We start from the raw sequence: 21,037 nt of genomic DNA on the forward strand, positions 1-21,037 counted from the left end.
AGGTGTAAAGTTGAGCAATTATTCTATAGCTTGGTTGCTTCTGCTACAAAAAGCTTAAATAAGCCTTGCTTTGTGTTAGGCTTTGTAAGTTGTTTTTATAAAATGTATCAACTAAGCAATCCAGCTTGGCACATCGCATTTTTAACCATTGCCTTGCTTTCATTAGCTATTTCACTAATCGGCAAGCGAGATGTTGATTCGCAGATTCCTAACAAACTTGCTGCGTATTTAACAGGACCTGGACTACTTTCACAAAATAATGCTTCGTGTAGCGGTTGCAGTTGTTCATTAATAGTGAATGCTGTATCCAAATCACGATTTTGCCAGGCCCTATGCAAATTAAAAAGTTGCTTAGGCGCAATATTAGCAGTAACCGAAATACATCCATGACCTCTATGAGATAAGTAAGGCAGCACAGAGGCATCCTCTCCGGTGAGCTGGCAAAAATTACCTCCCATTGCCATACGATACTTTATAGGGCGAACAAGATCAGCACTAGCATCTTTGACTCCAATGATATTTTTAAGTTGCTCGTAGCAGCGTTTCATTGTCATAAGTGACATATCTATGACTGAACGGCCTGGTATATTGTACATAATTATCGGAATATCTACAGCGTTATTAATTGCTTCGAAATGCCTAAACATACCTTCCTGGGTCGGTTTGTTGTAATATGGCATGACATGTAAAACTGCGTCAGCTCCTGCTTTTGCGGCGTGTGAGGTGAATTCAATTGCTTCATTTGTTGAATTTGATCCGGCTCCAGCAATAATTGGTATTCTTCCTGCTGTTTGTTCTATACAAATCTCTACAATCCGCTTATGTTCTCTATGGCTAAGGGTAGGGCATTCACCAGTAGTGCCTGCTGGTACTAAGCCTTGGGTACCTTCTTCTATTTGCCAATCTATTAAGTTTCGAAATGAATTTTCATCCACTTTACCGTTTTTGAAGGGCGTTATCAAAGCAACAAGCGATCCCTTGAATAAGGGATGAGCTAACTTACAATACATATTTTCTCCGATTCAGCATTTGCAATTAAAATTATTAATGCAGCATTCTCCTTAGCTAAAAATGTACATTAATAATTGTTTATTAATTTGCTGATATTAAACGAATAGTTCTATCTTTGGTATCTATACAATTTTATTAAGAAAAAAAATTCTAAATTATTTTTTAGGATTTATCTAGATGCTTATGGTAAAAATTTATATGTGCCACTATTCGAATAGTTTGTGATTTTTTATTTTAAAGTTTTTTTTCAAAAATGTATTAAATCTATAAATTTTACTTGCATTATGCTTTAATCCAGGGTTGCATCTTTTGCAGGAAGACCATTAACCTTATTGAGGTTGGTACAGCTACATTGCTTTTAATTTTTTGTATTGCGTCACTCATTAAATGGATTAAATTAAGGCCATATTGTTCAAACAATACTAAACTTGTTAATTTTAGGCTTTTTGTTCGATAATAAGTGTTGTTAATCTAATTTTTGCCTTTATCAGTCAGGTATCTACAGTTAGATACTCCTTGCTATCGCTTGGTATCAATAAGGTTCGCATTGTTGCAGTTATGGCAGAGAGATTAAATTTTGTAAAAATTCTTCAATGGTTGCTTGACAATGATTAAGCCTATATAAGGTTAATTTAATAGGTTATTGTATGTGTTACATACTTGTTACTTATTTTGTTTTAGCAAAAGTTAAATTGTTTTAAAAGTATACCATACTATTCACAAATTATGTGATCTTACCCCGGACAAATGTCCATTATAAGATCAAAGACTGCTAGTTACAATGCAAGTTTCTTTTCAAGAAAATACTTTTAGTAATAGGCAATTTATCGTATTTTGGATTTAAAATCTTCTAGAAAAATCACTATTGACTTGAACGATAAATTTAATGATAAATAGTAGTTTGTTAACTATATCACTTGAGTATTTAAACGATTTTTAAAATCGGCTACCTTGCGCTAGTTGATGCTACAACTGATAATTAATCACCCAAATATTGCAGCCTTGTCTAGCGATCCAATTTAATTATCAGTTGTAGCATCAACTCATTACAGAATGTTATTCAGCTTATTAGTTATTTTTATACCAAGCAAATTAAACTACTTGGAGAGATTGTACGAATCATTCAAACTTAATATTAAAAAGAAAATAATATAAAATTTTATCCATCTATTTACGCAGCAAGAATTCACGACCAACTTTAACTCTTGGCTGACCGTTATAATCAACTATGTCCGCAGTTGCATAGGTTTCACTCCATTTATCAGGCAAATAAGATCCTGTTCCAATCACATCAATTGGAGCCTTGGCGAGTGCCATGATTCTACACTTTTCTGGCCCAAATCCCGAGGAGGCAACAATAGAAACATTAGGAAAGCCAGCAGCATTTAGGCATTCGCGCATTGACCAGATCGCTGCTGCTGATACCCCAGTGCCGATTAGAGCGCGCAGCTCATCCTCTGTTCTATAACCGCGAATCGCTTCTGGTGCGTTACGATCTAGAACAGCGTAGGCCTTCGCGGTATCTAATCCTTCAATATACCTGCCTCCATGAGTGTCGAGGCGCACAGAAAGCTTGCCTTTTGCTGCTAGTTCTGGAAAACGATTAGTTACTTCAAGCGCGTCGGTAATTTCTTTCCCAAAATAGTCCACTAACACAGTTATATTTTCAGCTGGGTGAGTTTCGTGAAAAATTTCAGTAGCGCGTAAAGTAGAACCCGCGTAACCGATTAATGCATGAGGCATAGTGCCGAATCCAGTATCTTGATCAAAGTAATGAGCTGTAGCATCAGTAGCGTTTCCAATAAATCCTATGGCACCAAATTTCTTTTTTGCTTTAGCAGATCCAACACTAGCACCATAAGCCATTATCTCAGCCATCTCTGTACCAGCACAATGTCTTGCATCCACAGCAAAAAAAGCTGTCTTTGGTAGCTCAACGCACATAGTATACGCATTGTAGGCTGCGACGCAAGCAGCTCCTAGTTTTTGCAAATACTGAGTTTCTAAATCTACCAAATGAAAAAGCGAACCAGTAATATAAAGCATCGGCTCACCTGCTCCTACCCAGCATCCCTCTCTGTGAAGAATCTGGATGTCTACTCTTGCGCCACGTTCAGCCATCACCCATTTTAACCATTCAACCGACATTTTAGCAGCACAAGTAACAGGACGACGCATAAATACAGCGTATGTTACTTTTTTGTCACCAAAAGCAGCAACACACTCTTTGGTCAGAGTAAAATATTTGTCAGCATACTTCGAAAGGGTATCGGATGTTGGATGGCGTATAGTACTTGGCCAATTTTTGTTGTTTGGGCTTAACTGTTTATGGTTATTATCTTTGATTATGCTCATCGAAGTATTTATTAGTTTAAGATTGAATTTATTGGGATATAATAAATTAACGCGATAATTAATTTTCTCATATATTTTATTCGTCTAAGATGTAGTACATGCGTCTTGTTAAGAACATTTGCAGTAACGGGTAATTATGCAAATATTTTTGCCGAAAATCAGCATAAATAAACATTATTTTATTACACACAGAAGAAATAATTAATTGTTGATTACTTGCTAGATACTAACTTAGTACATTTTAAAAATAGAAATTTTTAGATCTTTATATTATTAATATATTAGCACTTATCATTTTACAAAATCATATTAAACCAATAGGAATGACGACTACCCTTTGTTATTAATAGTAAAACTCATCGACAAAGGGAATCGTAATAAAATCGTCATTTTTATAGCCAAAGATATAATTATAGGTTTTGAATTTACATAAGCTTGTTTCAGGGTAGATTAAGAAAAAATATTGTTAGTTAAAATCAAGAAAATTGACAATAGCGACAAGCATAATAAAAATGAAAAATTACACTATCAAAAATTAATTCAAGCTTATTTATAGTTAAATTAATAACGATAAGATTGCTTATAATTATTGAAAAGATATATGAAAGCAAAGCATTACATTTTTGTTTACACTTAATATAAAGATTATAGTTAATAATAATCTATGCAGTAAAGTTTACTTGGTAATTCGTTCAGATTCTCACAACATTAACGTTGGTTAGCGGGCGTTTGTTAAGCTCGTTGCGCACAATGCTTCGAACAATTTGACTTGCAGCATCGCGAATTTTCTGGTTATTGCGTTTATGGCTATTAGATAATTTACGCAATACTCCATCAACTGCATCAGCTGCATCTATTGCTACGGTTTGAGAATTAGAACGATCAGCAACACCGATTAGCGATATAATAGGTGCTGTTTGTAAATTGCCCTTAACGTCAAGAACTAGAAAAACGTTAACTATTCCATTATGAAGCATTCTTCGACGATCGTTTAAGGTTTCTGAGCGTAGACTAATTATTTGACTACCATCAACTACTTGTACTCCATTAGCTTCTATCCATTCAATAATTTCAGCATGGCCTTTACTAGACAAACGCACCAAACTTCCATTAGAGGGCACTAAGCTTTTGGGCACGTTGCATTTTTTTGCCAGCCTAGCATGTTCGCGCAAATGACGAGCATCTCCATGTACTGGAATAGCAATCTTTGGTTGTAATAGCTGGTACATCTTAGCAAGTTCTTCTCTTGCTGGATGACCAGAGACGTGGATGTCTGGTTGATCATCAGTGGTGATTACTTCTACACCTCGGCTAGATAATCGATTTTGTACCCTAGCAATTGCTCGCTCGTTACCAGGAATTTGACTTGAAGAAAAAATACATATATCACCCTCATCAAGTGATATATGAGGGTGAGATCCATCAGATATTCGTGTTAATGCAGCTTTAGATTCTCCTAGGCTACCAGTGCAAATAAGCACAATCCTATCCTCTGGAAAATACCTAACCTCCTCCTCTTTTATGAAAGTCGGAGCGTTTTGAAGATATCCGTTATCTTTAGCGGTATCGTGCATTCGCCAAAGCGATCGACCGACCATAGCACATTGACGATTATTAGCAACAGCAGCAAGAGCAATGCTTTCTAGTCTAGCGACGTTAGATGCAAAACAAGCAACTGCAATCCTTCCTTGTCCATCATACTTGGCAAATAGTTCTATCATCTTCTTTCGAACATCTATCTCGGATCCGGCGCTACCAGGTACGAATACGTTAGTGCTATCACCGACTAGCGCTAACACGCCTTTCTTACCTAAATCGCTAATAGCATTAAAATTAGTTGGTTGACCAACACAAGGAGTAGGATCAAACTTCCAGTCACCGCTATGTACAATCGTGCCAGCTCTACAGTGTAAGATGAGCATGTTTGATTCAGGAATAGAATGCGTTATACTAATTATCTCGATTTCAAATGGTCCTATGATTGTTGTGCTAGTTATATCAATCTGAATTAGATTAACTTTATTCAGTATTCCAGCGTCGAGCAATTTACGGCGTACTAGTGAGGCAGTAAAAGGTGTACAGTAAATTGGGCATCCTAATCGCTCCCACAGATATGGTACGGCGCCTATGTGATCTTCATGTCCATGTGTGAGCACCAAGCCGCAAATATCATTGCGGTGTGGTTCAATGAATGAAATATCCGGTAGGATTATATTAACTCCAGGCATTGTGTCGTCTCCAAAAGTTATTCCGAGATCGACAATTAGCCATTGTCCAGAATAGCCATAAAGGTTGACATTCATTCCAATTTCATCAGAGCCACCAAGAGGTAAAAAATATAAATTATCGTAGTTTCGATTTATTTTGAAATCCATTCCGGCCCCGTTTCAGCCTTATTATAGTCATATATCATACGTAATCCGTCTATTGTTAATGCTTCGTTTACTACTTCAATTACTGAAGTAGAGCTAACAAACAACTCAGCTAGTCCTCCTGTTGCAATAACTTTCATAGGAAGCTTGTATTCAGCACGAATGCGAGCAACTAATCCCTCAATCATAGCTAAATATCCCCAAAAAATTCCGGACTGCATCGCAGTTCTGGTATTATTGCCAATTAGTGTAATCTGCTTATTATCTCTGAACTTACCTTCCGGGGAACCAATGGTTACTCGAGGCAGTTGTGCAGCTGCCATGTAAAGCGCCTCCAAACTGAGATTGATACCGGGAAAGATTATACCTCCTGCATATCCACCGTCTTCATCTATCACGTCGAAAGTAGTAGCCGTACCAAAATCTATGATTATTAACGGACCGCCATAAAGCCTATAAGCTGAAACTGCATTTACTGCACGATCCGCACCAAGTTCTGCAGGTTGATCTATTCGCACCTCAAGGTTAAGTTTAGTGCTAGATTCACCAACTACCATCGGATCAATATCAAAATGCTTGTGACACAACATTTTTAGATTAAAGCGCGTCGCGGGCACTACAGTAGCGATTATTATATTTTCGATATCGCAAGTATTGATTTTGTCAAGTGCCATAAGTTGAGTTAAACAAATGGCGTATTCGTCTGCCGTTCGCCCGGCATTTGTTGATATTCGCCAATGACTTATTGACTTTTCAATTCCATCTTTATATACGGCAAAGACAGTATTTGTGTTACCGCAGTCGATTACAAGTAACATTTTTACTTCCATAATTGATAATTATTAGAATTTTACTAAACATTAAGGTAGATTAAATACCGATAATGCTAGATGACATTGCGGTATTGTGTATCGGTTTAATAAAAAGGAAAAAAAATACTATTATCATTGCTGATCCACATAAGGCTAGCTGTGATTTCTTGTCAATTATTGCATCAAGTGGCTCAATTGCTTCTTCAAAATACATTATTTTTATGATACGTAGGTAGTAAAAGGCGCTGATTACGGTTGATAGTATGCCGATTGCAGCTAGGAGATATAAATCAGCATCGATGGCTGACATAAAAATGAACCATTTACCAAAAAAGCCGGCGAGCGGCGGGATACCAGACATAGATAACATAAAAATCATTAAAGCTAACGCCATTATCGGATGCGTATCCGATAATCCTGTAAGATCCGATATATTTTCTACGGGACTATCATTACGCCGCATGCAAAGTATTCCGGAGAAGGTACCGATAATCGTAAATGTATATGTTGTCAGATACATTAGAACACTTGTTACACCTGTTTCGTTGCCAGAAGCAAGACCAATAAGGGAATAACCCATGTGAGCGATGGAGCTATAGGCCATAAGGCGTTTGATATTGGTTTGCATAATTGCAGCTAATCCGCCAATCAAAACAGATACAATCGAAAGAAATGCTATTATAGGTTGCCAGGAGATTAATAAATCTCTGAACGGGTCGATCATGACTCGCAAAAACAGAGCTAAAGCAGCTACTTTCGGAGCGAGAGCGAATAAGGCAGTTACAGGGGTCGGAACACCTTCATATACATCCGGTGTCCACATATGAAAGGGTGCAATAGAAACCTTGAAAGCTAGTCCAGAGATTAGGAATATTAAACCGATTATCAAACCGGGAGATGTCGAACGGTTAGTACTTAAAAATGTAGCTATACCATTGAAGCTAGTAGTGCCAGTAAATCCATAAATTATGGAACAGCCATATAGCAATATGCCTGAGCTAAGAGCACCAAGAACAAAGTATTTTAAACCAGCTTCAGTTGACTTCAACGTATTGCGTTGAATAGTTGCGATAACATAAAGAGCAATGCTTTGGAGCTCTACACTCATATATAGCAATATAAGATCGTTAGCTGATGTCATTAACATCATACCTAGCGTAGTAAACAAAATGAGTAGCGGATATTCGAACAAATTATTTTCACTACGCTTTAAATGCTCGAAGGATATCAGTATAGAAAATACAGCTCCAAGAATAATTATTATCTTAATAAAACGTGCAAAGTTATCGCTGATAAATAAGCCTTGAAATGCGAGTGTGTTCTCAGATTGAATTACTAGTATAGCCGTCAATAGCAGGATAATTATTGTCGAGTAGGAAATTATTTTTAAGCTGTTTGTGCTCATGAATAAGCCTGCCATGAGTAGCGTTAAAGCGGAAATGACTAAAAAAATCTCTGGCGAAGCAGGAGTAATAATAGAAAAAGTGCTAGCTAAGTCCATATTATGTGTTTTCCAATAACTTTATCTAGCAGTTAAATTAATAATAGCATTTTCATCGAGCGCTGCTTTATAATTTGTTATTAAGCTTTCTACCGAGGCAGACATCATATCGGTGAAGATCGAAGGATAAATACCCATACAGAATACTAAAATGATTAAAGGAGTAAAGATAGCTATTTCTCTTGGACTAAGGTCCAGAATTGTATTAAGCTTTTCATTTTCTAATTTACCAAAGACGACACGACGATAAAGGTGAAGCATGTACGCCGCACCTAGTATAAGGCCGCTTGCTATAAAAGCTGCAATCCAAGTATTGACCTGGAAAGCCCCAGTTAGAATTAGCAATTCACCAATGAAAGCTGATGTTCCAGGTAAACCAATGGATGCCAGCATAAATAGCATAAAAATTATTGCGTATCGAGGCATGTTTTTTGCAATTCCACCATAGAATTTTATTGCACGTGTATGCATACGATCGTATATAGCTCCAACGCAAAGGAATAGAGCGCTTGATACAATACCATGCGATAGCATATACAATATCGAGCCATCTACTCCTATTATGTTCATGGTGAATATGCCGACTGTTACAAATCCCATATGTGCAACGGAAGAATAAGCAATCATCTTCTTCATGTCCTCTTGTACTAACGCCACCAACGATGTATAGATTACTGATATAACGCTAAGCGCATAGACTACTGGTGTAAAATCAGCTGAAGCATCTGGAAAAATTGGTATGGAGAACCGAAGAAAGCCATAACCACCAATTTTTAGTAAAATTCCCGCCAAAATCACTGATCCAGCGGTTGGTGCTTCGACATGTGCATCTGGAAGCCAAGTGTGTAATGGCCACATCGGTACCTTCACCGCAAAGGAAAAGAAAAAAGCTAGCCACAACCAGGTTTGCATTTCTGGCAAAAATCTTGTTTGCATGAGAGTAAGCAAATTTGTGGTTCCTGTGTAGCAGTACATCGATATGATTGCTAGTAGCATTAATACCGAACCGACTAAAGTGTATAAAAAGAACTTGAAGGCAGCATAAACTCGATGAACACCGCCCCATACACCGATTATTAAGAATATTGGGATTAATAATGCTTCAAAAAAAATATAGAATAACAAAATATCTAATGCGCAAAACATACCAACTATCATAGACTCTAGTACAAGAAAAGCGACCATGTATTCTCGTACTCTTTTCTGAATTGCTTCCCAACTGGCCAAGATGCAAATTGGCGTCAGTAAGGTTGACATCATAATAAACCATATCGATATGCCATCGACTCCAACGTGGTATGAGCTTGACAAGCTTGGTATCCAATTAATTTTTTGAACAAGCTGAAAATTAGCAGAATCTGGTTCAAAAAAGACCAATATGAGTAGCGATATTAGGAAAACTAGACTTGATGTAATCAGAGCTAACCAGCGCGATAAATAAGCTATCCGATCTTGTTTACCTCGGAATGTCATAATAAACGCTGCACCTAGCATGGGGCCAAAAATTATAATCGTTAGCAACCATTGCTTAATCATCAATTTAACTCCCGAATGCTAATTGCCAAGAAATTAGCGCTACGAGACCTATTAATATGGCAAATGCATAGTGATAAAGATAACCGGTTTGCCATGTTGCTACTTTTTTGGCGCACCATTTAGTTACTGCACTTATACCGTCTGGACCAAATCCGTTGATAATGGTGTTATCACCAGTTTTCCAAAATAACAACCCAAGCTTCCATGAGTTACGTACAAACAAATAATTATATAATTCGTCAAAATACCATCTGTTTAACAAGAATAGCTGGATTGGACGGATAGCATTTTTGATTTTTTTTGGCACGCCAGGCTGTAATACATATACGATATATGCCAAAAAGATACCAATAAATCCAAGCAAAATAGGTAGCACTTTAACCCAAATTGGTGTATAGTGGTGGGCAGCATTTATTGTGTTATGTTCTTCAAGAATCTTGATAGTTGATCCCCAGAAACCAGCCATTTGGCTACCGACAAAATATTTGTATCCAGCAATACCGCTTACTATTGCGCCGATGGCAAGCACTAACAGTGGTATGAGCATTATAGGTGACGGATCATGAGCATTTTTAAAAGTACTGCTATTCTGCATTCTTGACTTGCCGTGAAATGTCATAAATAACAATCTACATGAGTAAAAGGCGGTTAGCAAAACTGTGAGTATTCCAATCCAGAAGGCGAATTTCCCAGTCCGTGTATGAGAAGCGAAGGCTGCTTCTAGTATTATATCCTTAGAATAATAGCCGGCAAAGAATGGGATGCCAATTAATGCTAAGTTACCGATCCAAAACATAACATATGTCCATGGGGTTTTGCGCCACATTCCACCCATGTTTTTCATATTTTGTTCGTTGTTAAGTGCATGGATGATTGATCCAGCTGAGAGGAATAGCAATGCCTTGAAGAAGGCGTGAGTTACTAGGTGAAAAATTGCCGCTGGGTATGCGGAGACACCAAGCGCGAAGAACATATAACCTAATTGAGAACAGGTTGAATAGGCAACAACACGTTTTATATCATTTTGCGTTAAAGCAATAGTTGCTGCAAAAAAAGCGGTAGCAGCACCGATGTTGGTTACGAAGACTAAAGATTTTGGCGCAAGCTCGAACAATGGTGACATACGCGCTACTAAGAATACGCCTGCCGTTACCATAGTAGCAGCATGTATTAAAGCGGACACTGGAGTAGGGCCTTCCATAGCATCAGGCAGCCAAGTGTGCAGTCCGAGTTGGGCTGATTTTCCCATAGCACCTACAAAAAGCATGATGGAAGCCACCGTGATAGCATTTATATTGTCCCACAAGAGAAAATTAAATGTTTTGTTGGCCATTTTAGGAACATTCAAGAATATTGTATTGAAATCTACCGAACCAAATATTACGAAACAGCAAAAAATGCCTAGCAAAAATCCAAAATCACCGATACGATTGACTAAAAATGCTTTGAAAGCAGCTACGTTTGCTGAAGAACGATCATACCAAAAGCCGATCAATAAGTAAGAAATAACTCCTACACTCTCCCAACCAAAAAACAATTGTATCAAGCTATCAGAAGTTACTAGAATTAGCATAGCAAAAGTAAACAACGATAAATATGACATAAACCGCGCAATGGACGGGTCGTCTTTCATGTATTCTACAGAATACATGTGCACACAAAAAGAAATGACACTAATTACAATTACCATTACAGCAGTTAAAGTATCCCAACGTAACGCCCAATTGACTTTTAGAATACCACTGTTTATCCAAGTAAATAATTTGATAGTTTGGTAACTACCATTCAGAGCAACTTCCCAGAAGGCCACTATGCTCAATATAGATACTATCAGAATAGTAGCGCAGGTAACGATTTGGACTCCTTTGTCTCCTAGTTTTTTATCTCCAAACCCACTGATTAAAGCGCTGATTAGGGGAAGAAAGACAATGGCAGCATACATAAACCTTAGCCCTTCATCAGATTAATTTCATCGACTGATATTGAGCCGCGATTACGGAAAAACACTACAAGTATTGCAAGTCCCACAGCTGCTTCTGCTGCTGCAACCGTTAAGACTAATAGTGCAAAGACTTGACCTACAAGATCACCGAGCTGAGTTGAAAAAGCTATAAAATTTATATTAGCAGCGAGCAGTATAAGCTCGATCGACATTAGGATGATAATAACGTTTTTCCGATTTAAAAAAATACCAAAAACTCCTAAAGTAAATAAAATTGCGGCAACTATTAAGTAATGACTAATAGTAATTTCCATGCTATACTCCCTTACTACGAGTCACTTCAACTAATTCTACCACTTCTTCTGAAAGAAGAAGATTCTGTTTGTCTATAGACTGACGTTTCACATCTGTACGTTGGCGTAAAGTTAATACGATAGCACCAATCATAGAAACAAGCAGTATAATGCCAGCAGCATGAAAAGCCAATACGTATTGCGTGTAAATTACACGTCCTATTGCTTCTGCATTAGGAACGTGGTAGGGAATTGGCGAAGTGGCCTTTGCAGCAATATTTAAGTCAATATCTCCTAGTCCTATCACCATGATTAGTTCAGTTAATAGCACAATAATAATCAATCCACCGAGCGGTAAATAGCTTGTAAAGCCTTGGCGTAGCATAACTAAATTAATGTTAAGCATCATCACTACGAACAAGAATAACACAGCGATAGCACCAACATAAATTATAAGTAGTATCATTGCCAAAAATTCAGCGCCCATCAACAGGAATAATCCAGTCGCATTAAAAAAAGTTAAGATTAAGAAAAGTACAGCATGTACCGGATTGCGCGATGTAACAACCATAACAGCTGATGCTATAGTTACAATAGCCAAAACATAGAATATTAAGGCTAATAGAGGCACGTTGATTTATTTCCCCTTCATTTTTAATAAAAAATATTTTAATTAAAATCTATGCAAAATTGTTAATTTTTTATTAATGATTGATCTTTGTTTTAGCGATAAGAGGCGTCAGAAATTAGGTTTTTGTTAATTTCCATTTCCCAACGGTCACCATTTGCAAGTAATTTCTCTTTATTATAGAAGAGTTCTTCCCTGCTTTCGGTAGCAAATTCAAAATTTGGCCCCTCGACAATAGCGTCGACCGGACAAGCTTCTTGACAGAAGCCACAATATATGCATTTGGTCATATCAATGTCATAGCGTGTGGCGCGACGAGATCCGTCAATACGTGGTTCAGCCTCAATGGTGATGGCTTGAGCTGGACATATAGCTTCACACAGTTTACAGGCGATGCACCTTTCTTCACCGCTTGGATAGCGACGTAAAGCATGCTCACCTCGAAATCTTGGACTGATTGGCCCTTTTTCATGGGGATAATTTATAGTTACCTTGGAGCGGAATAAGTACTTTAATGTTATTATCATCCCTCGCATTAATTCGATTAACAATATATTTTTAATATGATATTTAATGGAAGCCATGAATTATCCTAATTAAATTTGTTTATCTAATTTACTTGAAAAACATTATTTTTACACTTGCAGTAATTATTACCCAAAGCATCGATATAGGGAGAAAAACCTTCCATCCTAAACGCATAAGTTGATCATAACGGTAGCGTGGAAATGTAGCACGGACCCACAAGAATACAAAAAGTACTAGAAAGATTTTTAAGACGAACCACACGAGATTTGGGATCCATTTAAATGGTACTATATCAAGCGGGGGTAACCAACCTCCAAGAAATAATATAGAGGTGATGGCACTCATTAAGATCATGTTAGCGTATTCACCGATAAAGAAAAAAGCAAAGCCTATTGATGAATATTCGACAAAATAACCTGCAACTAACTCTGACTCACCTTCCGGTAAATCGAATGGTGCACGATTCGTTTCAGCAAGAGCTGAGATAAAAAATATTAAGAACATCGGTAGCATTGGAATTATAAACCACACATTTTTCTGTGCTTCAACTATCTTGGTTAAATTCATCGATCCAGCACAGATTAGTACAGTAATAATAACCAAACCGATCGAAATTTCGTAAGAGATCATTTGAGCAGTAGAGCGTAAAGCTCCGAGGAATGCATATTTTGAATTGGATGCCCATCCAGATATAATCACACCATAAACATTAAGTGAGCTAATAGCTAACAAGTAAAGCAAACCGAGATTAATATTTGCCAGTACCATTCCTTCATCAAAGGGAATCACTGCCCAAGATACTAAACTAAGTATGAAAGTTATCATTGGTGCTAAAATAAATATTATCTTATTTGCACCACTAGGAATGATAGTCTCTTTTGACATTAGCTTTAGCACATCTGCAAATGGCTGCAACAGCCCGAATGGCCCAACTAAGCTTGGACCTTTTCGCAACTGTATAGCACCAATTACTTTGCGTTCAAAAAACGTGAGGTATGCTATCGCTATCAGTAGTGGAAGTACAATGGATAAGAGTTGAGCTAATACGATAGCTCCCGGAATGATATATGTATCGATAAATCCCATATTCAGGCTTTATCCTACAACCGACTTATTCATTTGTTCTGAAATACCAGTAATATTACGCCTCTGCAAGACGAAGGACTCTGTGCACTCGGACATCGTCCGAGAAGCTCGGCTAATCATATCAGTCATGTAAAAATTATCGATCGTACAACTAAACGGTACGTCACTCATTACATCAGCATTGCCAAAAACCCCCCATTTAGCGGGCTGGATAGCATCAATAGTAGAGAAAGTTGGATACTCAGCGCGCAGTTCAGAACGTACAGACTCAAGTGTGGAAAATGGAATAGTCGCACCAACTATGTCAGACAGGGCACGCAAAATTTTCCAATCATCGCGTGCTTCTCCTGGAGGAAAAGTAGCTGTTGCAGCCATTTGAATCCTTCCTTCAGTGTTTACGTAAATGCCATCCTTCTCCGTATAAGCTGCACCTGGGAAGATAACATCAGCTATATGAGCGCCTCTGTCACCATGATGTCCTTGATAAATTACAAAAGCATCTCCAAAATCGCTATCTATCTCATCGGCTCCCAGCAAATAAACTAATTTCACAGCACCTGACTTTGTTCCTTCGATTATGCCAGTTACGTCGCGGCCATTATTATGTGGTAAAAAACTCATATCCAGACCAGCTACACGCGAAGCAGCTGTATGTAGGACATTAAATCCGTTCCAGTTGGCTGTATGAATATTATTCTTCTTTTGATCTATCTGATTGTTATTAAACATACCGGTATCGTTTGCTATCCTGCGAGCCGCGTCAAGAATAGCTGAACCATCGCTACGTGCAAGCGCACCCATGCCTAGAATAATCATCGGTCGTTTAGCATTTTTTAGAATTTTCGTAAAGGTATGAGATCCATTCATAATTTCAAATAAAGTCTTTGGTCCTACACCAATATGTTCGTAGTCATAATTCAAATTAACCTTCTTACCTATCAAAGCAATAGAAATCTGTCCTTCCATCCAGCGTTTGCGGATACGCGCATTAATTAATGCGGCTTCCCAACGCGGATTAGTTCCAACCATAAGGATAGCATCAGCATATTCAATTCCAGCTATAGTCGTGTTAAACAAGTAAGCGGCTCGAATATCGCCACCAACTTTTGCTCCATCTTGCCGGCAGTCAATATTGGGGCATTTTAAATTATTCATTAATCGCTTCAACGCATACATGGATTCAGCGTCAACAATATCTCCGGCAATTGCTGCCATTTGTGTACCTTTTAGATTTTTCATGGCTAAAGCAACAGTGGTAAAAGCCTCTAGCCAGCTTGTAGATTGTAACTTGCCGTCCTTGCGAACATAAGGGCGATCTAGGCGTTGTTGTTTTAATCCATCACAAGCATACCTTGTCTTATCTGAGATCCAATCCTCGTTTACATCCTCATGTAAACGAGGGAGTATTCTTAAGACGTCGGCTCCACGAGTGTCGACACGTATATTAGAACCTACTGCATCCATTACATCGACACTATTGGTCTTCCTGAGCTCCCATGGACGAGCAATGAATGCGTAAGGCTTAGATGTAAGAGCTCCAACAGGGCACAAATCAATGACGTTTGCTGAAAGCTCGCTATTTAGCGCTTCCTCTAAATATGTAGTAATTTCTGCGTTTTCTCCACGGTTTAGCATGCCCATTTCTTTTACACCTGCGATCTCGGTTGAAAAACGTACACAACGAGTGCAGTGGATACATCTGGTCATAACTGTTTTAATTAGAGGACCCATGTATTTATTAGTTACTGCCCTTTTATTATCAAGGTAGCGCGAGGAGTGAAATCCATAACCCATTGCCTGGTCTTGTAGGTCACACTCACCTCCTTGATCACATATTGGGCAATCCAGTGGATGGTTAATTAACAAAAACTCCATAGTGCTCTTCTGAGCTTTAAGAGCAAAATCTGATTTGGTATGGATTACCATTCCCTCGTCAGCCGGAAAGGCGCAAGCTACAATTGGTTTTGGGGCATTCTCCAATTCCACTAGGCACATGCGGCAATTACCTGCAATCGATAATCGGCTGTGAAAACAAAAATGCGGAACCTCGGAACCAACAGACTCACAGGCCTGCAAAACTGTCCCTCCCTGCGGAATAACAGTTTCAATTCCATCAATTGTCAGTCTAGGCATGAACGTCTTTCTTAAAACAATATATCGTAACTTACTTAATATAATATATTCGCGTAAGTAGGTTAAGTACTGTTTTTTATTTGTTTACTAGCCTTATAAGCCGTTATTCTACCTTCCATTTCGGGACGGAAATTTCGGATTATTCCTTGAATTGGCCAAGCAGCTGCGTCACCTAATGCGCAAATTGTATGACCCTCTATTTGTCGTGTTACATCTTCCAGAGTGTCGATTTCCTCGATATCAGCATCACCACGCACCATTCGCTCCATGACGCGGGACATCCAAGCAGTACCTTCGCGGCATGGAGTGCATTGACCACAACTTTCGTGTTTATAAAAAGCAGTTAATCGAGCAATCGCTTTTATTATATCAGTTTGTTTATTCATGACAATTACTGCTGCAGTGCCAAGGCCAGATTGCACTTCACGTAACGAATCAAAATCCATAAGAATCTCATTACATACTGATTTTGGTAATAACGGCACCGAGGACCCCCCCGGAATCACCGCTAGCAAGTTATTCCATCCGCCAATCACACCACCGGCGTGTTTATCAATCAATTCCCTAAGAGGTATGCCGAGCTCCTCTTCTACATTGCATGGATTATTCACATGTCCAGATATAGAGAAAATCTTTGGACCATAATTATTCGGTCTACCAATGCTAGCAAACCATTCTGATCCTCGTCGCATAATAGTGGGAATCACTGCAATTGACTCTACGTTGTTAACTGTCGTGGGGCAGCCATATAGGCCAACACTTGCAGGAAAAGGTGGTTTCAGACGCGGTTGTCCCTTTTTTCCCTCCATAGATTCCAGCAAAGCAGTTTCTTCCCCACATATATACGCTCCAGCACCTCGGTGTAGAATAACGTCGAAGTCGTAACCAGAACCGCAAGCATTCTTACCGATTAAACCAGCATCGTATGCTTCTTCGATAGCTTTTTGTATGATTAATGACTCATTATAAAACTCACCACGGATGTAAATAAATCCTGTCGATGCGCGGATAGCAAATCCACTAATTAAGCATCCTTCAATTAATTTATGAGGATCATGACGCATAATCTCACGATCTTTACAGGTACCTGGCTCTGATTCATCTGCGTTAACTACTAAGTAATGCGGCCTTTCTTTTATTTCCTTTGGCATAAAGGACCACTTTAAACCAGTTAAAAACCCCCCACCTCCACGCCCACGCAGGCCGGAAGATCTAATTACATCAATGATTTTTTCTGCGGGCATCTTCAATATTTCTGTCGTATTAGACCAGTCGCCGCGTCGGCGTGCACTCATAATATCAGATCCAAACCAACCATAAAGGTTAGTAAAAATTCGATCTTCATCTTTCAGCATCTTAGCAGCCTTTTGCCCCTTAAGAAGTGGTTTTTTTTGTGCACCAGGTTGGTACTCCATCGCTATTTTTCAATGAAACTAACGATGTCGGGCCGTTCTTTGGCATTGATCCCTGGCGGCCTGACATTGATCCGCATTTAGGCATTTTCCCGATCTTTAAACTCTGAATCAGTTTTCCAGTCAGATCATAATTAAGGTCTTCGTAAACATTATCGTTTATTTGCAATACAGGCGCATTAGCACAAACACCCAAACATTCGACTTCTAGTAGAGTAAACTGCCCGTCTGAAGTACTGGCGTAATGTTCGAATAGGCCGAGCTTGTCTTTGATGCATGACATTACTTCGTCTGAGCCTCTCAGCCAGCATGGCGTAGTAGTACATGGTTGCAAAAACCATTTACCAACTGGAATAAGGTTAAACATTGTATAAAATGTCGCAACTTCTAAAACGCGAATGCGTGGCATACCAAGAGTATCTGCAATTAATTCTATAGCTTTTATTGGCACCCAATTACAATTTTGGCGTTGAGCAATATTCAACAATGGAATTACAGCACTAGCTTGCCGACCAGCTGGATATTGCCTTAATATCTTATCAATCGTTAATTGACTTTCATCTGTCCACTCGAAGCTTTTTGGCTGGAGATTTTCATCGGCTATCTCCTTAATAGTCATCGATCAATTTCTCCAAATACAATATCTAGTGAGCCAATGATCGCAACCGCATCTGCTAGCATATGTCCTCGTGTTAAAAAATCCAATGCTGCTAGAAAAGCAAACCCCGGTGCTCTTATTTTACAACGATATGGCTTATTAGTTCCATCAGATATTAGAAAAACGCCAAATTCGCCCTTAGGCGCCTCGACAGCTGTATAGGTTTCACCTGCTGGTACTCGATAACCTTCAGTGTATAGTTTAAAGTGATGAATAAGGGCTTCCATAGAAGATTTCATCTCGTTCCGTTTTGGTGGAGTAACTTTGTGATCCAGTGCCTTGACTGGACCACCTGGCATTTTGTCAATTACTTGATGAATGATCCTTAGTGACTGACGCATCTCCTCAATGCGCACCAAGTAGCGAGCATAGCAATCACCTGTTTTCCCGATAGGTATATCAAAATCAAAATCTTCATACGAATCATATGGCTGCGCTGTACGTAAATCCCAGGCAGCTCCAGCTCCACGCAGGACAGGACCTGAAAAACTCATATCTAAAGCTTGTTCATGGGTTACTACGCCGATATCGACTGTACGTTGTTTAAATATCCGGTTGTTTGTTAGAAGGTTTTCCAGGTCACTAATGAATTTCGGGAAGTTATCAGCCCAAGATTTTATGTCCTCGAGCAAGCCTGTCGGAAGGTCTTGATTGACTCCACCAGGACGAAAAAAGGCCGCATGCAGACGTGCTCCTGAGGCACGTTCGTAAAATTCCATAAGTTTTTCGCGCTCTTCAAATCCCCAAAGCATCGGCGTCATAGCACCAACATCAAGAGCAAAAGTTGTTATATTTAGTAAATGATTTAACAGGCGACCAATTTCTGCGTACAGCACTCGGATGTATTTTGCTCGCTTTGGCACTTCAAGTTCAAGCAGTTTTTCTACTGCAAGAGCATACGCATGTTCTTGATTCATCGGTGCAACATAGTCAAGTCGATCAAAATACGGCAATGCTTGCAAATATGTTTTGTGCTCTATCAACTTCTCAGTTCCACGATGCAACAGGCCGATATGAGGGTCTGCGCGCTCAACTACCTCACCATCCATCTCAAGTACTAGCCTTAACACCCCATGAGCTGCTGGATGCTGCGGTCCAAAATTTATTGTGAGTGGTTTAATTTGTAATTCTGCCATCAATCACCGAATCATTCTTTAACTTTTTTGTTCTTAAGATCAGTCAAGAGCGGGCGTGCTCCTTCCCAAGGGCTTAAAAAATCAAAATTGCGAAACTCTTGTACTAGCGAAACTGGTTCATATACGACACGCTTCTGCTCATCATCATAGCGAACTTCAACATGTCCAGTTAGCGGAAAATCCTTACGCATCGGATGGCCCTCAAATCCGTAATCAGTTAATATTCGGCGCAAATCAGGATGATCAGAAAAAAAAATACCATACATATCCCATACTTCACGCTCCCACCAATTGGCGGAACGAAAAACATTAGTAGCCGACGGCAGCGGGGTATTTTCGTCAGTCGAAGTTTTTATTCGGATACGTGTATTATAGCCGGTAGAAAGCAAGTTATAAACTACATCAAATCTGTTTTCACGCTCTGGATAATCTACTCCGCAGATGTCTATTAGCAACTTAAAATGACATTGATCATCGTCACGTAAAAAAACTAATATCTCGATAAGCTTGCTCAATGAGCAACGCAATAAAAGTTCTTCTTTGCTAATCACAACATCAATTAAAATGCTGCCAATTTGGATTTTGATGTAGTCAGCTAATTCTTTAAGCTTCCTCCCCGTTTCTGTTTTCTTGCTTGTTATCATCTTTAGCTACTAGTGGCAAAAGTTTACTAATTAAGCTAAAACTCTACAGTTAACGTGCAATAGTTGTAGTGCGGCGAATTTTTCTCTGAAGCTGCATAATGCCATACAACAATGCTTCGGCCGTTGGTGGGCAACCTGGCACATAAATATCTACCGGTAAGATCCGATCGCATCCTCGCACAACTGAGTAGGAATAGTGGTAATAACCGCCACCATTAGCACAAGAACCCATCGATATTACCCATCGTGGTTCAGCCATCTGATCATAAACCTTGCGCAATGCTGGCGCCATTTTATTAGTCAATGTACCAGCAACGATCATAACATCAGACTGACGGGGGGAAGGACGAAAAATGATACCGAATCGATCTAAGTCATAGCGACTTGCAGCTGTATGCATCATTTCTACTGCACAACATGCCAAACCAAAAGTCATCGGCCAAAGCGAACCAGTACGCGCCCAATTAAAAAGCTTATCGAGCTGAGTAACGAAAAATCCCTTTTCTTGCATTTCCTCACCAACGCTGGAGAGGACAAGGTCTTGATTATTATCAGTTGGGATTAAATGGCTGGATGACATTAGTCCCATTCCAAAGCTCCTTTTTTCCATTCGTAGATGAATCCTACTGTCAAGATACTAAGAAAAATCATCATCGACCAAAATCCAAATAAACCGATTGCGGAAAGCGAAGTTGCCCAAGGGAATAGAAAGGCTACTTCAAGATCAAAGATAACAAACAAAATAGCAACTAGATAAAAGCGTACATCAAATTGCTGCCTGGAATCATCAAAAGCCTCAAACCCACACTCATAGGCAGAAAGTTTTTCGGAATCGGGACGCCGCACGCCAATAAAAAAAGATAACATGAGAAATACAATGGATAGTACTATAGATAAGATGAAAAACATTAGTATAGGAAGGTATTCATTTAATGTGAATTTCATAGAAAGTCGATTCCTAGCTTGCAAGTCACCAGCGTCATTTTGTTA

At 38.9% G+C, this 21,037-nt stretch carries 18 protein-coding genes; all 18 read right to left on the reverse strand.

Annotated features, from left to right (window positions below):
• Nucleotides 1-107: 107 nt before the first annotated feature.
• A complete protein-coding gene (dapA, locus tag P856_RS01620) occupies nucleotides 108-1,010 on the reverse strand; it encodes a 4-hydroxy-tetrahydrodipicolinate synthase (RefSeq protein WP_025300431.1) in 903 nt (300 codons plus the stop codon).
• A gap of 1,168 nt (nucleotides 1,011-2,178) precedes the next feature.
• Nucleotides 2,179-3,366: a beta/alpha barrel domain-containing protein gene (locus tag P856_RS01625; RefSeq protein ID WP_025300432.1), complete on the reverse strand. Its 1,188-nt coding sequence runs from the start codon at nucleotides 3,364-3,366 to the stop codon at nucleotides 2,179-2,181.
• A 692-nt stretch (nucleotides 3,367-4,058) separates the two neighbouring features.
• The gene (locus P856_RS01630) at nucleotides 4,059-5,741 is read right to left on the reverse strand and encodes a ribonuclease J (RefSeq protein ID WP_025300433.1); all 1,683 of its coding nucleotides are present in this window, start codon (nucleotides 5,739-5,741) and stop codon (nucleotides 4,059-4,061) included.
• Nucleotides 5,726-6,556, reverse strand: coding sequence for a type III pantothenate kinase (locus tag P856_RS01635; protein ID WP_025300434.1), 831 nt, complete (start codon nucleotides 6,554-6,556; stop codon nucleotides 5,726-5,728). Before P856_RS01635 ends, P856_RS01630 begins: the two co-directional genes overlap by 16 nt.
• Nucleotides 6,557-6,608: 52 nt before the next feature.
• Complete coding sequence (nuoN, locus tag P856_RS01640) at nucleotides 6,609-8,051, reverse strand: NADH-quinone oxidoreductase subunit NuoN (RefSeq protein ID WP_025300435.1); 1,443 nt, start codon at nucleotides 8,049-8,051, stop codon at nucleotides 6,609-6,611.
• 21 nt (nucleotides 8,052-8,072) lie between these two features.
• Entirely contained in the window at nucleotides 8,073-9,587 is a 1,515-nt protein-coding gene (locus P856_RS01645; protein ID WP_025300436.1) for an NADH-quinone oxidoreductase subunit M, read from the reverse strand.
• Nucleotides 9,588-9,591: 4 nt separating this feature from the next.
• Nucleotides 9,592-11,529 carry an NADH-quinone oxidoreductase subunit L gene (gene nuoL / locus P856_RS01650; RefSeq protein ID WP_025300437.1) on the reverse strand — a complete coding sequence of 646 codons (1,938 nt, stop codon included), beginning with the start codon at nucleotides 11,527-11,529 and terminating at the stop codon, nucleotides 9,592-9,594.
• Nucleotides 11,530-11,534: 5 nt separating this feature from the next.
• Entirely contained in the window at nucleotides 11,535-11,843 is a 309-nt protein-coding gene (gene nuoK, locus P856_RS01655) for an NADH-quinone oxidoreductase subunit NuoK (protein ID WP_025300438.1), read from the reverse strand.
• Nucleotide 11,844: 1 nt separating this feature from the next.
• Nucleotides 11,845-12,453, reverse strand: coding sequence for an NADH-quinone oxidoreductase subunit J (locus P856_RS01660; RefSeq protein WP_025300439.1), 609 nt, complete (start codon nucleotides 12,451-12,453; stop codon nucleotides 11,845-11,847).
• A 92-nt stretch (nucleotides 12,454-12,545) separates the two neighbouring features.
• Complete coding sequence (gene nuoI / locus P856_RS01665; protein ID WP_025300440.1) at nucleotides 12,546-13,034, reverse strand: NADH-quinone oxidoreductase subunit NuoI; 489 nt, start codon at nucleotides 13,032-13,034, stop codon at nucleotides 12,546-12,548.
• 31 nt (nucleotides 13,035-13,065) lie between these two features.
• Nucleotides 13,066-14,064 (reverse strand): NADH-quinone oxidoreductase subunit NuoH, encoded by a 999-nt coding sequence (gene nuoH, locus P856_RS01670; RefSeq protein WP_025300441.1) that lies wholly within the window; start codon nucleotides 14,062-14,064, stop codon nucleotides 13,066-13,068.
• 9 nt (nucleotides 14,065-14,073) lie between these two features.
• Nucleotides 14,074-16,197 (reverse strand): NADH-quinone oxidoreductase subunit NuoG, encoded by a 2,124-nt coding sequence (gene nuoG / locus P856_RS01675; RefSeq protein ID WP_025300442.1) that lies wholly within the window; start codon nucleotides 16,195-16,197, stop codon nucleotides 14,074-14,076.
• A 62-nt stretch (nucleotides 16,198-16,259) separates the two neighbouring features.
• On the reverse strand, nucleotides 16,260-17,552 hold the full coding sequence (gene nuoF / locus P856_RS01680; protein WP_025300443.1) for an NADH-quinone oxidoreductase subunit NuoF: 1,293 nt from the start codon (nucleotides 17,550-17,552) through the stop codon (nucleotides 16,260-16,262).
• 19 nt (nucleotides 17,553-17,571) lie between these two features.
• Nucleotides 17,572-18,228, reverse strand: a complete 657-nt coding sequence (locus P856_RS01685; protein WP_025300444.1) for a complex I 24 kDa subunit family protein — start codon at nucleotides 18,226-18,228, stop codon at nucleotides 17,572-17,574.
• Nucleotides 18,225-19,403, reverse strand: a complete 1,179-nt coding sequence (locus P856_RS01690) for an NADH-quinone oxidoreductase subunit D (protein ID WP_025300445.1) — start codon at nucleotides 19,401-19,403, stop codon at nucleotides 18,225-18,227. The genes P856_RS01685 and P856_RS01690 overlap by 4 nt, the downstream gene beginning before the upstream one ends.
• Nucleotides 19,404-19,414: 11 nt before the next feature.
• Nucleotides 19,415-20,047 (reverse strand): NADH-quinone oxidoreductase subunit C, encoded by a 633-nt coding sequence (locus tag P856_RS01695; RefSeq protein WP_025300446.1) that lies wholly within the window; start codon nucleotides 20,045-20,047, stop codon nucleotides 19,415-19,417.
• 49 nt (nucleotides 20,048-20,096) lie between these two features.
• Nucleotides 20,097-20,636, reverse strand: coding sequence for a NuoB/complex I 20 kDa subunit family protein (locus tag P856_RS01700; RefSeq protein WP_025300447.1), 540 nt, complete (start codon nucleotides 20,634-20,636; stop codon nucleotides 20,097-20,099).
• Nucleotides 20,627-20,992 carry an NADH-quinone oxidoreductase subunit A gene (locus P856_RS01705; RefSeq protein WP_025300448.1) on the reverse strand — a complete coding sequence of 122 codons (366 nt, stop codon included), beginning with the start codon at nucleotides 20,990-20,992 and terminating at the stop codon, nucleotides 20,627-20,629. Before P856_RS01705 ends, P856_RS01700 begins: the two co-directional genes overlap by 10 nt.
• Nucleotides 20,993-21,037: the final 45 nt, after the last annotated feature.

Source organism: Candidatus Endolissoclinum faulkneri L5 (assembly GCF_000510265.1).
Classification (GTDB): Bacteria; Pseudomonadota; Alphaproteobacteria; order Thalassobaculales; family Thalassobaculaceae; genus Thalassobaculum; species Thalassobaculum faulkneri_A.

Coding starts and splice junctions, on each gene's coding strand:
- dapA (WP_025300431.1), bottom strand. CDS start 1,010: ATGTATTGTAAGTTAGCTCATCCCTTATTCAAGGGATCGCTTGTTGCT.
- P856_RS01625 (WP_025300432.1), bottom strand. CDS start 3,366: ATGAGCATAATCAAAGATAATAACCATAAACAGTTAAGCCCAAACAAC.
- P856_RS01630 (WP_025300433.1), bottom strand. CDS start 5,741: ATGGATTTCAAAATAAATCGAAACTACGATAATTTATATTTTTTACCT.
- P856_RS01635 (WP_025300434.1), bottom strand. CDS start 6,556: ATGTTACTTGTAATCGACTGCGGTAACACAAATACTGTCTTTGCCGTA.
- nuoN (WP_025300435.1), bottom strand. CDS start 8,051: ATGGACTTAGCTAGCACTTTTTCTATTATTACTCCTGCTTCGCCAGAG.
- P856_RS01645 (WP_025300436.1), bottom strand. CDS start 9,587: ATGATTAAGCAATGGTTGCTAACGATTATAATTTTTGGCCCCATGCTA.
- nuoL (WP_025300437.1), bottom strand. CDS start 11,529: ATGTATGCTGCCATTGTCTTTCTTCCCCTAATCAGCGCTTTAATCAGT.
- nuoK (WP_025300438.1), bottom strand. CDS start 11,843: ATGGAAATTACTATTAGTCATTACTTAATAGTTGCCGCAATTTTATTT.
- nuoI (WP_025300440.1), bottom strand. CDS start 13,034: ATGGCTTCCATTAAATATCATATTAAAAATATATTGTTAATCGAATTA.
- nuoH (WP_025300441.1), bottom strand. CDS start 14,064: ATGGGATTTATCGATACATATATCATTCCGGGAGCTATCGTATTAGCT.
- nuoG (WP_025300442.1), bottom strand. CDS start 16,197: ATGCCTAGACTGACAATTGATGGAATTGAAACTGTTATTCCGCAGGGA.
- nuoF (WP_025300443.1), bottom strand. CDS start 17,552: ATGCTGAAAGATGAAGATCGAATTTTTACTAACCTTTATGGTTGGTTT.
- P856_RS01685 (WP_025300444.1), bottom strand. CDS start 18,228: ATGACTATTAAGGAGATAGCCGATGAAAATCTCCAGCCAAAAAGCTTC.
- P856_RS01690 (WP_025300445.1), bottom strand. CDS start 19,403: ATGGCAGAATTACAAATTAAACCACTCACAATAAATTTTGGACCGCAG.
- P856_RS01695 (WP_025300446.1), bottom strand. CDS start 20,047: ATGATAACAAGCAAGAAAACAGAAACGGGGAGGAAGCTTAAAGAATTA.
- P856_RS01700 (WP_025300447.1), bottom strand. CDS start 20,636: ATGGGACTAATGTCATCCAGCCATTTAATCCCAACTGATAATAATCAA.
- P856_RS01705 (WP_025300448.1), bottom strand. CDS start 20,992: ATGAAATTCACATTAAATGAATACCTTCCTATACTAATGTTTTTCATC.